The organism is Kitasatospora sp. NPDC032757 (assembly GCF_055579305.1).
In genome coordinates, this window is record NZ_JBVINN010000003.1 from 380,935 (window position 1) to 394,526 (window position 13,592).

At 72.2% G+C, this 13,592-nt stretch carries 8 protein-coding genes, 1 tRNA gene and 1 pseudogene; 2 read left to right on the forward strand and 8 right to left on the reverse strand.

Annotation, left to right across the window (positions count from 1 at the left end; translation table 11 throughout):
- Positions 1-91: 91 nt before the first annotated feature.
- The 3 genes and pseudogenes from ACZ5WK_RS07250 to ACZ5WK_RS07260 form a co-directional block, all read right to left on the reverse strand.
- Positions 92-1,921 carry a bifunctional metallophosphatase/5'-nucleotidase gene (locus ACZ5WK_RS07250; RefSeq protein WP_396319314.1) on the reverse strand — a complete coding sequence of 610 codons (1,830 nt, stop codon included), beginning with the start codon at positions 1,919-1,921 and terminating at the stop codon, positions 92-94.
- Between the two features lie 518 nt (positions 1,922-2,439).
- Entirely contained in the window at positions 2,440-3,138 is a 699-nt protein-coding gene (locus tag ACZ5WK_RS07255) for a helix-turn-helix transcriptional regulator (protein ID WP_465545955.1), read from the reverse strand.
- Between the two features lie 607 nt (positions 3,139-3,745).
- Positions 3,746-3,913: pseudogene (locus ACZ5WK_RS07260) on the reverse strand (RNA-guided endonuclease InsQ/TnpB family protein); the annotation flags it as partial.
- A gap of 251 nt (positions 3,914-4,164) precedes the next feature.
- On the opposite strand from ACZ5WK_RS07260, the gene ACZ5WK_RS07265 reads away from it, so the two are divergent.
- Positions 4,165-7,353 (forward strand): helix-turn-helix transcriptional regulator, encoded by a 3,189-nt coding sequence (locus ACZ5WK_RS07265; protein ID WP_465545800.1) that lies wholly within the window; start codon positions 4,165-4,167, stop codon positions 7,351-7,353.
- A gap of 34 nt (positions 7,354-7,387) precedes the next feature.
- Here the strand turns inward: ACZ5WK_RS07265 and ACZ5WK_RS07270 are convergent, their stop codons facing one another.
- The 3 genes from ACZ5WK_RS07270 to ACZ5WK_RS07280 all read right to left on the reverse strand — a co-directional run bounded on the left by ACZ5WK_RS07270 (position 7,388) and on the right by ACZ5WK_RS07280 (position 10,825).
- Positions 7,388-7,843, reverse strand: coding sequence for a hypothetical protein (locus tag ACZ5WK_RS07270; protein WP_465545802.1), 456 nt, complete (start codon positions 7,841-7,843; stop codon positions 7,388-7,390).
- A gap of 211 nt (positions 7,844-8,054) precedes the next feature.
- A complete protein-coding gene (locus tag ACZ5WK_RS07275) occupies positions 8,055-9,701 on the reverse strand; it encodes a VWA domain-containing protein (RefSeq protein ID WP_465545804.1) in 1,647 nt (548 codons plus the stop codon).
- Positions 9,702-9,718: 17 nt separating this feature from the next.
- Complete coding sequence (locus tag ACZ5WK_RS07280; protein ID WP_465545806.1) at positions 9,719-10,825, reverse strand: hypothetical protein; 1,107 nt, start codon at positions 10,823-10,825, stop codon at positions 9,719-9,721.
- A 268-nt stretch (positions 10,826-11,093) separates the two neighbouring features.
- On the opposite strand from ACZ5WK_RS07280, the gene pyk reads away from it, so the two are divergent.
- Positions 11,094-12,524, forward strand: coding sequence for a pyruvate kinase (gene pyk, locus ACZ5WK_RS07285; RefSeq protein WP_465545808.1), 1,431 nt, complete (start codon positions 11,094-11,096; stop codon positions 12,522-12,524).
- A 42-nt stretch (positions 12,525-12,566) separates the two neighbouring features.
- On the opposite strand, the gene ACZ5WK_RS07290 is transcribed toward pyk, so the two are convergent.
- Both ACZ5WK_RS07290 and ACZ5WK_RS07295 read right to left on the reverse strand, forming a co-directional pair.
- A complete protein-coding gene (locus ACZ5WK_RS07290; protein ID WP_465545809.1) occupies positions 12,567-13,355 on the reverse strand; it encodes a helix-turn-helix domain-containing protein in 789 nt (262 codons plus the stop codon).
- A 118-nt stretch (positions 13,356-13,473) separates the two neighbouring features.
- Positions 13,474-13,546: transfer RNA gene (locus tag ACZ5WK_RS07295), tRNA-Leu, on the reverse strand.
- Positions 13,547-13,592: the final 46 nt, after the last annotated feature.

The following is a 13,592-nucleotide window of genomic DNA, read 5'->3' on the forward strand; positions in this document are numbered from 1 at the left end:
CTCCCCCCCAACCCCCTCCCCCCCCCTCCCATCCCCCCCCCCCCCCCCCCCCCCCCCCCCCCCCCCCCCCCCCCACTACGGCTCAGGGGGTTCAGAACACCGGCTGGCCGGCGCGCACCAGGCGCCAGGACTCGGTGGCGAAGTCGGCCGGGTCGATGACGCCCTTGGCCTTCACCCAGGCGATCATCGCGTTGCGGATCTCGTCCGAGTTGGCCCACACCTTCTGGGCGGCCGCGACGTGCGGGAAGTTTCCGCCGCCGTTGGCACGGTAGTTGTTGACGGCCAGCACGAACTGGGCGGCGAGGTCGATCGGCTTGCCCTCGAAGGTGAGGTTGACGATGCGGGAGCCGGCCGGCTGGGCGATGTCGATGTCGTAGCCCAGGCCGTACACCGAGTCGTAGTTGTAGTCCGGGGTGTTCTGGGCGTTGGTCAGGGTCGCCTTGTCGACCGGGGCACCCGGGGCGAGCTGGTTGTAGTACCTCGCCGAGAACTCCAGGTAGTCCTTGAGCTGGGCGCCCGTCAGGATGCGGGCCTCCAGGGTGTTCTCGTAGATGTACAGGCCGGCCGCGTCGCGCAGCTTGACCTGGCCCGCCGGGATCCGCGCGGTGCGGTTGAACGGCGCGGCCTGGGCGAGCACCGGCAGCTTGGCGTACTGGCCGCCGGCCAGCGCCGCCTTGACCACGTCGGCCTGGACACGGCCGATCAGGTCGATGATCGGGACGTCCTTGAACGGCGCGTCGGCGATCGACAGCTCGATCTTCGCGGTGCCGATCACCTGGTTGACGTACGCGACCACCTTCTTGTGCTGGTCGGTCATCAGGTTGACGATCTCCGGGTCCTCCGGGACGGTGTTGGAGTTCAGCACCCGGGCGGAGAGCGAGGAGACCTTCCAGGCGCCCTTGTCGAACTCCACCTCGAAGTCGAAGCAGGTCAGGCGCTGGCCCCAGCAGAGCGGCTCGGAGAGCACGACCGTCCTGCCGGTCTCCTTGTTGACGACCAGGCGCTGCGGGATCTCCTTGTGGGCGTGGCCCACCAGCACCGCGTCGATACCGGGCACCTGCTCGGCCAGCGCGACCGAGGCGTTCTCCGGCCAGGGCAGCTGGTCGCCGTAGGAGGTGGCCTCGTCCATGCCGGAGTGGCAGGCCACCACGACGACGTCGGCGCCGGCGGCCTTCACCTTCGGCACCCAGATCTTCGCGGTCTCGACGATGCCCGGGAAGGTCATCTTGCCGGCGACGTTGGCCTTGTCCCAGATCGCGATGCCCGGGTTGGTCAGGCCGAGGATGCCGACCTTCAGGGCCGGGCCGTTGCCCAGCTTCAGCTTGCGGATGACGTACGGCGGGAAGGCCGGCCGGTCGTTCTTGGCGTTCAGCGCGTTGGCGCCGAGCAGCGGGAAGTCCAGCTGCTCCTCGTAGGCGCGCAGGGTGTCGATGCCGTAGTTGAACTCGTGGTTGCCGAGCGCCGCGGCGGTGTACTCCATGGTGTTCATGGCGAGCGCCATCGGGTGCTCGGGCGCGGTGTCGGCGTCGGTGGCGATCGGCTCGACGCGCGCGAAGTAGTAGGTCAGCTGGGTGCCCTGGATGGTGTCACCGGCGTCGATCAGCAGACAGCGGTCCCAGCCCTTCTCCTCGCGGACCTGCTTGGCCAGCGTGGAGATCTTGGCGAGGCCGACCTCGTTGTGCGCCTTGTCGGCGTACACCGCGTCGGTGAAGTAGTCCCAGTTCAGCACCCGGCCGTGCAGGTCGGTGGTGCCCATGACGGTGAAGGCCTGCTTCTTGGCCGGCTTGCCCTTGGCGAGGGCGTCGTCCGGGCCGGCCGCCGCGGCGGGGGAGGCGGCGGCGAGCGTGGCGCCACCGGCGAGGGCGGCACCGGCGGCGGTGGCGGCGGACCGGGTGACGAAGTCACGGCGGTTCAGGGGCATGGACGACTCTCCCGGGTGGGACTGCGGACGGACCGTCAATAGTCTGGTGACGCGCGTAGAGGTACGCGCGTAGAAGTTTGCCGCGCGGCCTTGCGGATTGATAGCCCCGGGACGTTTCCAGCAGGTGAGATCTTGGCGACTCGTTCGTGACGCGGCCGGGCGGGTGCTGCGTGGTACGGCCGTACCCGGAGGACGCTGCCGGCCGTACCCGGACCGCGCTGCCGGCCGTACCGGGAGGACGCGGGGGGCGGTACCGGGAACGGGCGCCCGGCGGCACCCGGGAGGCACGCCCGGCCGCACCCCGGAGTGAGCCTCGCCCTACCGCGGAGCGCGCCCTGCCGACCCGGGAAGCGCGGCCGGGAGATCCGTCCGAGAGCGGCGCCCGGAAGTGGGGCGGGAAGTGTGCGCCCGGAAGAGCCCTGCCCGGAAGAGCCCTGCCCGGAAAACACGCCACCCGCCGCGCCGTGCGGGCACGGCGGGCGGGTGGAATGGCTGCCCGGAACGATCAGACAAGCGCCCTAGATGTAGCCCTCGCGCACCGCGTGGGCGACCGCGTGCGCCCGGTTGCGCAGCTGCAGGCGGGTGGTCAGGCCGTGCAGCACGTTCTTGACGGTGCGCTCGGAGTACGACAACCGGGCCGCGATCTCCCCGGTGTCCCACCCCTCGGCGACCAGCCGCAGCACATCCGACTCCCGCTCGGACAGCCCCGCCGGCGCATGCCCCGGCATCCCCTGGACGCTCCGCTGCAACCGGCCCACCTGGCTGATCAGCCGGCCCAGCAGATCGGCCGGAAGGTCCCCGTCGCCGCGCGCCGCGGCGAGCACCGCCCGCCCCAGCCGCTCGGCGGTCGCCTCCCGCCGCCAGAGGATCGCGGCCACCCCGCACTCCACCGCCTCCAGCAGCTCGGCCTCGCGCATCCGCTCGACGACCAGCACCACCTTCTGGTCGGCGCCGCGCACCAGCCGGCGCAGCGTCGCCACCACGGCGGCGTCCGCCGACTCGGCGAGCAGCACGGTGACGGCGCCGGGCGCCGTCGCGTCGTCCGCCGCCAGCTCCAGGCCCGGGTGTCGGCGCAGCTGCGCCTCCGCACCGGCCCGCGAGATCGGGTCCGCGGCCCGTACCACCACGCCGGTCCGGACGCCGCCGCCCGGGGAGGCGGCGGCCGCGGGGGCGTGGCGTACGGGCGCGGGCCGCTGGGCCGGGACGGTGCGCGGCATCGTCGTGGCAGGCACCCGCCGGGCCGTGCCGCGGTGGTCGGGCTCGGTGTGCAGGACAGTCAATCTGGCCCCCTCCTGGAGAATCCCGGCCCGCCACCCGGACGGCCGGCATGCGTCGCCCCGGGGGCGTTGCAAGAACTCGACCGGACGGGGGGCCGTGCGGTGACGCGTCCCGGGGCAGCGGTGCCCCCGGCTACCCGGAGCGACTGCCCCCGGTTGCTCTCATGCTTTCCCGCCACGGGCGGCCGCGGCCATCGTGGTCCACCACGAGATCGGGCCCGCCCGGAGGCCTCGGCACAGCCGGGCAGGGCAGCCCACAGGCGCAGCAGGGGCCGCCCCGGCGGCGGCCCGGAGGTAGGCTGCGGAGCGGCACCGGGACGGCGGGTTGTACGGACAAGTAGAGGACGCGCGGGGCCCGCGGCTGGGGGCGCGGTACTCGCCCGGGCGGGGTGCGACGAGAATCACATCACTAGCCCAGGCGCTGACAAGCAGTCAATCCGTTTCCCTGGATGACGGCCAAGAGTGCCCGACCGGCCATGCCGGAGGGGGCACCACGGGGAGGGGAAGCAGTTGACTTCCTCCCCCGCGTGAAACGCGGGGGAGTCCCCTAGGTCTCGCGGCCGAGCCGCGGCGCGTGGCGCTGCGGTGGGACTACTTCCTGCTTCACCGACAACTGCCCGCCCGGAGTGCTCCGTTGAGGTCTTACACCGTCTCCACAGGCTGCGACCCCCGCCGGTCCGGCGGCCAGGACGTTGCGGGCCGCGCGCACGCCCCGGCCGGCGGCCGAAAGCGCCACCGGCGACGCGACGCCGGCCCGGACGGAAGCGGTACGTGAATGCCCGCTTCACAGGAGTGGCCACGGCTCACAGACCACCTCGGCAATCCTCGGCGCTTCCGGGGCATCCGATGGCATTCGATGACGTACAGCGGTCCGCCGTGACGGCGAAACGACGATCCGTGACCTACCCCGCAGGAGTTTCACCTCCGCCCTCTGCCGAAGCCTGCGGTATCCACGAAGGGACCCCGATGAGCACCGTCCGGATCCGCCGACCGCAACAGGCCCCCCGCGTGCCCCTCACGGCCCGCGACCCCCAGCTGGACCGGATCGCCGCCCTCGCCGACCGCGCCCGGGCCGGCACCGGAGGCGTCCTGCTGCTCACCGGCGCGGCCGGCACCGGCCGCAGCACCCTGCTCGCCGAGGCCGCCCGGCGCGCGGCCGCCGACGGCACCACCGTACTGTGGGCCCGCTGCGCGGCCGACGAGGCCGGCACCCCCTACGCCGCCGCCCGCCAGCTGTTCGAGACCGGCCCCGAGGCCGGCCCTGTCCGCGCCGAACGGACCGAACGCCTTGAACGGGCCGAACGCCTTGCCCGCGCCGACCGCTCCGACCCGTCGCCACGGACAACACGGGCAGCAGAGGCCGGACGCACCCACGGGACCGACCGGCCCGAAGAGCCCGCCGCCGCCGACCTCTGGGCCCTGCTGCGCCTGTACGCCGCCCACAGCCCCGTCCTGCTCGCCGTCGACGACATCCACCACGCCGACCGCCCCTCCCACGACTGGCTGCTCCAGGTCGCCCGCCGGATCGACCGCCTCCCCGTCCTCCTGCTCGCCACCGAACGCCGCCAGTCCGTCCTCGGCACCCCGCCCACCCGCTTCGGCCGCGACCTGCCCCCCGGCCTGACCGAGACCACCCCACTCGGCCCGCTCGACACCCCCGCCGCCACCCGGCTCACCGAACACCACCTCGGCCCCGCCACCCCCGCCACCCTCACCACCGACTGCCTCCGCGCCACCGGCGGCAACCCCCTGCTGCTCACCGCCCTCCTCACCGACCTGCACCGCCACCCCGAACGACCCACCCCGCCGGCCCTCCCCGGCACCTGCGCCCGGCTCCCCGGCGACGCCTTCCCCGAAGCCGTCGAGGCCTGGCTGCGCGGCGGCGGCGAGCGCGCCCTCACCGCCGCCCGCGTCATCGCCCGGATGCAGGAACACCCCGCCGCCCGCACCGCACCACTGCCCGGCACCGGCCACAGCGACCCCACACCCATGCTCGCCGAACTCGCCGACGCCGACCCCGACCAGCTCGCCGGCTGGCTCGCCGACCTCACCACCCAGGGCCTGCTCGACAACCCCGGCCCCGGCCACTGGCCCCGCTTCACCCACCCACTCCTGGCCGACGCCGTCCTCACCGGACACGAACCCGGCCACCGCGCCCACGTCCACCGCGCCGCCGCCGCCTTCCTGCACCGCGCCGGCGCCCCCGACGAACGCGTCGCCGGACACCTGCTCCTCACCCCCGCCCCCGGCCCCCGCTGGGCCGCCGACACCCTCCGCTGCGCCGCCCGCAACGCCGCCGACGCCGACCGCCCCACCGACGCCGTCACCCTGCTGCGCCGCGTCCTCGCCGAACCACTCGGCGACCGCCGGCGCGGCCTGGTCCTCACCGAACTCGGCAGCCTGGAGGTGACCCTCGGCCCGGACGAGCGCACCGCCGGCGTCCGCCACCTCGCCGAGGCCGTCCACCTCCAGCAGTCCGACGAGGGCGTCTTCCGCACCGCCAACACGCTCGGCGCCGTCCTCGCCGCCCGCGGCGACACCCCCGCCGCACTGGAGGTGATGGAGGAGCTGGCCGAGCGCTTCGCCGACCGCGACGACCTCGTCCACGCCGTACAGGCCGCCGCCGCCCTGATCGCCGCACACGACGGGAAGAGCTGGCTCCAGGTCGTCGAGGGCGTCCGGCGGTTCGCCGCCCGCAGCACCCAGCGGCCCGCGCCGCCCGCGTACGCGCTGCTCACCGAGTTCGACTCGACCAGCGGAGTGCTGACCGCCACCGAGGTCGCCGGACGGATCCAGGAACTGCTCGATGCCCCGGTCGACCCGCTCTGCCGCTCCTACGTGCTGGTCTCCGCGGCCACCCTGGCCCAGTGGGCCGACCTGCTCCCCGAGGCCGACCGACTGGTGGAACACGGCCTCACCGCGTACCGGGGGCCCTCGCTGGACCCGGGCTACCAGTGCCTGCTGAGCGTCCGGGCCGAGGCACGGGTCATGCGGGGGGAGTACCAGGCACTCCTGGACGACCTCGCCCTCACCGGGCCGGCGCCGGCCGCGGACCCGCGCCCGGGGGTGCGCGAGCACGGCGGTGCCGGCGACCGGACGCCGCAGATCAGGCAGGAACAGCCCGAGCGGCCCGAGCGGCCCGAACAGCCCGAGCGGCAGGAGCGGTCGGTCTGGTCCTGGTGGTGCGGCACACCACCGGAGAACGGGCCCGCCACCGGCCCCGCCGGCCACGGACCGGACCGGCACGGACGGGACGGACGCGACGGAGCCGCCGGCGCCGAGGCCGCCCGCGCACGCTACGCCGGACTGCTCGGCCAGCAGAACGCCCACCTGGTCGCCCAGGCCGTCCTCGCCCTCACCGAGACCGGCCGCTACTGGCAGGCCCACGGCCTGGCCCGCGCCATCGCCGCCGACCGCGCCCAGGGCTCCTGGGAGTGGAACGAGTACCTGTACGCCCGCGGCATGCTCCACCTCGCCACCGGCGAGCCCGCCGCGGCCCTCGCCGACCTGATGGAATGCGGACGCCGGCAGGACGAACGGCAGGTCCTGAGCCCCATCGTCACACCCTGGCGCTCCGCCGCCGCCGACTGCCACACCCTGCTCGGCGAACCCGGACCCGCCGTCGCCCTCGCCGAGGAGGAGCTGCGGCTCGCCCGCATCTGGGGCACCCCGCGCACCATCGGCCGCGCCCTGCGCGCCCTCGCCGCCGCCACCGGCGGCCGGCACGGGCTCGACCTCGCCGCCGAGTCCGTCGAACTCCTGCGCGGCGCCGGGATCGAGACCGAACTGATCCCCGCACTGATCACCTACGGCCGGCTGCTCGCCGACGGCGGCCGGCGCGGCGCCGGCCGCCGGGCCCTGCGCGAAGCCGTCGTCCGCGCCGAACAACTCGGCGCCGTCCGGCTGAGGGCGGTCGCCATGGAGTCGCTACGCGTCTCCGGCGCCCGGCTCGGCCGGGGCGAGCACGCCGGGGCCGAGGCCCTCACCGACAGCGAGCTGCGGATCTGCCGTCTGGCGGCCGCCGGGAACTCCAACGCGGAGATCGCCGCGATGCTGCACCTGGCGGTGCGGACGGTGGAGACGCACCTGACCAACAGCTTTCGCAAGCTGGGCGTGCGGCGGCGGGCCGAGCTGGCGCGGGTGCTGGAGGGCTGAGACGGGCCGGTCTCAGCCCGGTCACCCGGCCCGGTCAGCCGGTCAGGCCCGCCGCCATCAGCTCGACCTCGTGGGCGAGCTCGGCCCCCGGATCACCCGCCCCCGCCCGCCACCGCTCCCACGTCCGCGCCCGCAGATAACCGTCCACCGCCACCGGCAGCCGCCCGCCGACGACCAACTCGGTGGACGGCCGCGGCCCGAGCTCCGCCAGCCGGTCCAGCAGCCCCTCCAGCAGCGCGTCCAGCTTCGCCCGGTCCTGCGGTCGCGCCACGCCCCGCAGGTAGACCCGCAGCTCGTCCAGCTCCGGCCAGGGCCGTGCGGACTGCGAGGGCTGCGAGGGCTGCGGCCCGACCGGGCCACCCGTCCCGCCCTGCCCGCCGGTCCCGTCCGGCGTGCCCGTCCCGTCCCGTCCGCCCTGCCCACCCGGCGTGCCCGTGCCACCCTGCCCACCCGGCCAGAGCAGCACCCCCGCGCCGTACAACGCGGCCACGATCCCCGGCCACCAGACACCGCCCAGCCCCGCGAAGTGCAACCCCAACCCACCCGCACCGGCCGCGCAACCGACCAGGTTCCGGGTCGACTCCAGATACCCCAGCACCCGGCGCCCGCCCGAACCCCCGCCACCCCCAGGACCGTTGGAGCCACCCGGCCCCCCGGCCCCACCGGAGCCGGAGCCGGGGCCGGAGCCAGGGTCGGTACCGCTACTGGTACCCACGGATCTCCTCGAACGCCCCGTCCAACGAACCCGTCCCGTCGAACAACTTGCCCCCGGTCAGGTCCGCGATCCCCTGCAACTGCCCCTTCGCCGCATCACCGAACAGGATCGGGAACACCGGCACCGCCTTCTGCGACGACGAGAGCCCGTTGTAGAAATCCTTGAAATCCCTGTCCGACGCACCCTCGTTGCTCTCGCCGTCCGTCATCACCACGATCGACGTGAACCGGTCGTCCCGAGCCTCGGCCTGCTGCCGCTCGATCAGCTTGTACGCCTCCTCCAGCGAGCTGTACACCGCCGTACCGCCGTCCGCCGACAAGGCCTGCACATCCGCGTTGATCGACGCCAGCTCCTGCTGCGAATCGGCCGCCGGCACCGCATGCGTCCTCGCCGACTTCACCTTCGACGCGAACGACATCAACGTCACCTCCTCACGATTGCGGAACCGCCGCACCCCCCGCGTGTCATCCGCCCCCGTCAACCGCCCCAGCGCCTTCTTCAACGACGCCAACCGGTCACCCGCCATCGAACCCGACGTATCCAGCACGTACACCGTCCGCGACGGCCGCCGCAGCTCGTTCTGGTACGACGCGAGCAGCCCGTCCGCCACCGACTTCGAACCCGGGAAAGGCAACTCACGCCGCCGGTCGGTCGGCAACGACGACGCCGGCGCCGCACCCGCCGCCACCGGACGGCGCAACGTCAGCTCCGAAATCCGCCGCTGCACATCGTCCTTCAGCAGATACGCCGTCAACCGCTGGAACGAATCCCGCTCACGCTGCGCCGACGAACCCAGCAACGTCAACGGATAGTCCGCCGACACCACCCCGTCCGTCGGCCGCACCACCGTCAACCGCTGCCCCTCCGCCAGCGTCCTGTTCATCGACAACAACACCGACTCGTAGTTCACCAGCGCCCCCACCCGGCCCTGCTCCGCCCGGCCGTACGCCTGCGCCAGCCAACCCGACGAACCCGACGTCAGCTTCTGCCCGGTGAAGAACTTCTTCAGCGACGGCGTCGCCTTCTGCACATCCGCATCCGTGAGCGCCGACTCCGCCCCCGAGAACGCCGACGCCACCGCGACCAACGCCGAGAAACCCGAGTTCGACCGCGACGGGTCCGCCATCCCGTACGCCAACTTGCCGGCCGAGGCCGCGTCCGCCACCTGCGCCCAGCTCACCTGCGAACCATCGCCCCAGCCAAGCTCGTTCAACGCCGCCGAACGCACACCCACCGCCACCGGCGACACCATCACCGGCGTCTCCGACAACAACTTGGACCGGCCCGAGTCGTCCAACCGCAGATAGTGGTTGGACGGGAACCACACCGCGTCGTACCTACCGTCCGCCCGCCCCGACGACACCGCGTCCGCACCATCCAGCGAACCCGTCCACGCGAACTGCACCGTCACCCCCGTCGCCTTCTGCGCCTCCTCCAACACCGGCGCCATGTCCTGCAGTTCACTGCCGGCCAGAATCCGCAGCACACCCGCCTGCGCGGTCGGCGCAGGCGCGTCCGTCGGCCGCGGAGCCGGGGACGAACCGGAGGAGGAGGTGCACGCCGTCGCCACCAGCAGGGCCAGCCCCGCCGCCAGCACCCGGCCGCCGTGCCCAGCCGCGGTCTTCACACGCATCGCCGTCGCCATCCCCGTCACTTCCCCTTGGCAGCGTTGATCAGTTTGTTCAGGACCGCCACCGTCGGCACCTGCGCCTGCTGCACGCCCGCGGCCGCCAGGTCGGGCGCGTAGACCGGGCCCTGCTTGTCGCGGACCGCCTTGCTGAGCGCCTGCGGGTCGGCCTGCGGACGGAAGCCGTACTTGGCCTCCAGATCGCGCAACACCTGGTCGTCCCGCAGCAGTTCGGCGAGCTTCTCGGCCCCCGGCTTGAGCGCCACCAGGGTGTGGTCGCTGAACACCGTGGTGTCCGGGTAGAGCACCACCAGATCGCCCGCCGAACCGCCCGGCGTGGACACGCCCTTGGCGGTCAGCGCCGCCACCTGCGACTCGTACGCCAGCACCGGCCCGTTGCCCACCCCGGACAGGAAGTCCTTGAACGGGCCGTCACTGCTGGTCTTCTGGTCGCCCTGCACCGACGTCACCTGTCGGACCACGTCCTTGACCAGACCCACCCCGGCATCGTCCGACACCACCTGGTGGCCGTTGGCCAGGTACGAGATCGTCGCCAGGTAGAGCGCCCCGGAGGAGGAGGTGGACGGGTCGGTCGTGGTCAGGAAGAGCAGGCCCCTCAACTCGTTGTGGCTGCTCGCCCCCTTGAGGTCCTGCCACTTCCGGCCCTCCTGGACGGCCTTCAGATAGGCGTCCATCCTGAGCGTCCAGACCTTCGGATCCGACTCGCTCCGGGCGGCCAGGCCGTTCTCCCTGAGGACCTCCGCCATCGACTGGTGGGCCAGCGCCACCAGCGGCGAGTAGAACGGCCGCACCGGCTCGCTCTTGATCTGCCGCTGCTTGCGGATCTCCTCCGCCGGCGAGAGGCTGGCCGGGAACGCGAAGTCGTACCGCGTGAGGTCGCTCTCTCCCATCAGCCAGGAGCCGGTGGTGTCGGTGATGACCTTGAGGCCCTGCTTCTGCAGCTCCGCGATGACGTCCGGGTCGGCGAAGAACTCCCGTTTCTCCGAGCCGATCAGACCGGAGATGGTGACGACCTTTCCCGAACCGGGGGGATCGTCGTCCCGGAACAGCGCGACTCCCACCCCGGCAAGCAGCGCCAGCGCCGCCAGTACCCCGAACACACGCCTCATGCCGGACGATTCCCCCTCGTCGGTTCCCTGCCCGGGCTCCCACCCGGGTGACGAGCGTCCCGCCGGGCCGCGAGCGGCGGCAGAAGTCACGGTGAACAAGGGGTGAACACCCCTTCACGGAATCGCATCGGCGAACGCGGCCGCCGACCACCGCGCGCACACCAGTCCGACCATGTGTCAGATTGTTCAACTCGCCTTCCGGCAAAGGTCATCCCCCTGTCCGGACGCACGTCGATGTTACGCGCCGGTAATGCCTACTCTCAGGAGTATGCGCCGAGCAAAAATCGTCTGTACCCTCGGGCCCGCCGCCGACTCGTACGACCAGATCAAGACCCTGGTCGACGCCGGGATGGACATCGCCCGATTCAACCTGAGCCACGGCTCCCACATCGAGCACGAGGAGCGCTACCGCCGGGTCCGCAAGGCCGCGGACGAGACCGGCCGCAGCGTCGGCGTGCTCGCCGACCTTCAAGGTCCGAAGATCCGACTCGACACCTTCGCCGACGGGCCCGTACTTCTCGAACGCGGCGACGAGTTCACCATCTCCACCGACAAGGACGTCGTCGGGGACCAGAACATCTGCGGCACCACCTACGCCGGCCTGGCCGCCGACGTCACCCGGGGCGAGCGGATCCTCGTCGACGACGGCCGCGTCACCCTGGAGGTCGTGAAGGTCGACGGACCCCTCGTCCGCTGCACCGTGATCGAAGGCGGCCTCGTCTCCGACCACAAGGGCCTCAACCTCCCCGGCGTCGCCGTCTCCGTGCCCGCGCTCAGCGACAAGGACGTCGCCGACCTGCGGTGGGCCCTGCGGACCGGCGCCGACCTCGTCGCCCTCTCCTTCGTCCGCAGCGGCCGCGACATCGAGGACGTCCACCGCGTCATGGCGGAGGAGGGACGCTTCGTCCCCGTCATCGCCAAGATCGAGAAGCCGCAGGCGGTCGAGAACCTCGACTCCATCGTCGACGCCTTCGACGGCATCATGGTGGCCCGCGGGGACCTGGGCGTGGAGATGCCCCTCGAACAGGTCCCGATGGTCCAGAAGCGCGCGATCAAGCTGGCCAGGCGCAACGCCAAACCGGTCATCGTCGCCACCCAGATGCTCGACTCGATGATCAACGCCTCCCGCCCCACCCGCGCCGAGGCCTCCGACGTCGCCAACGCCGTCCTCGACGGGACGGACGCCGTGATGCTCTCCGGCGAGACCTCCGTCGGCAAGTACCCCGTCGAGACGGTCAGGACCATGGGCCGCATCATCGAGGCGGCCGAAGCGGACATCCTCGCCGCCGGCCTGCCGCCGCTCACGGCCTCCAACAAGCCCCGCACCCAGGGCGGCGCCGTAGCCCGCGCCGCCGCCGAGATCGGCGACTTCCTCGGCGCCAAGTACCTCGTCGCCTTCACCCAGTCCGGCGACACCGCCCGCCGCCTCACCCGCTACCGCTCGCCCATCCCCGTCCTCGCCTTCACCTACGAACCCGCCGTCCGCAGCCAACTCGCCCTCACCTGGGGTGTGGAGACCTTCCTCGGCCCCTTCGCGGCCACCACCGACGAGATGGTCGAGCAGGTCGACGCCGCGCTGCTCTCCCTCGGCCGCTGCCGCAAGGGCGACATCGTCGTCATCACCGCCGGCTCCCCGCCCGGCCTCGCCGGCTCCACCAACCTCGTCCGCGTCCACCACGTGGGGACGCTGGACGACTGACACCGCTCACCGATGGCGGCACGCTCATGGAGCGTGCCGCCATCAGTACTTGGGGCCGATGTGAGTGTCCATGAGGGCGACGGACTCCTTGCGGGCGACGGAGACGTTCACCTGGCCGGTCGGACGGGGGATCGACGCCTTCCACTGGACGCCGACGGCGTCGAGGGTGCTGGTGAAGAGGCGTGTGATGTCGGTGGAGGTGTTGGTGAAGAAGTAGCGCGGGTACTCGTGGCGACGGACGACGCCGTTGACGGTGCGGGTCGCCCAGTTGGTGATCCGGCAGCCGTCGGAGTGGATAAGGCCGCGCAGGAAGTCCCAGGGGTGGGCGTCGACGATCTCCTGCTGCCAGGGCTCCAGGGCTATGGTGCGCTCGTGCTTCTTGCCAGGGCCGTGCTGGGGGAAGTAGCACGTCAGGTGCTTGGAGTACAGCTTGACGTCGTGACAACCGGTTCGCCGGACGCGGCAGGGCTTGTTGCGTGGCATTACCTCGCGCATGGCCTGTTCGACGGAGTCCATGACCCCTGGCCACTTGTTGTCACAGGTGATGAACAGGCTCGCCGTACGGTGCTGTTTGGGCCAGGTGATGTGACCGTCGCCCAGGTAGAGGCCGAGCAGGTAGGCATAGGCGGGACGGTTCAGCTCGTCGCCGTAGCAGTGGATGCAGGTGGACCGTTTGCGGCCGGGGAGTTCCTGGCCGCGTTTGATGAGGTCCTGCTGCTTCCACCAAGACACGGTGCCGGGAGGGACGGAGAGGCGCCGAGCGACCTCGGTGTTACGGGTGCCCTGGCGCAGCAGGAAGACGGCTTCTTCTCGCGTGGATCGAACTGCCATGCGGGTGATCCTGCGGCCCGCATGGCAGTGATGCCGGCAAACGCAATGGTTGCCACTCGAACTGATGAAGATCGCCAACCGTTAGGTTGACCTAAACGACTTGCGAATCGAAGGAAAGTGCCCCGAGTGGGATTCGAACCCACGCTGGCGGCGTTTTGAGTGCCGTGTCTCTCCCGCTGGACTACCGGGGCATCCACAGTTTCGAAGGTTGCCCCCGACCCTGCTTGAGTTCAAACA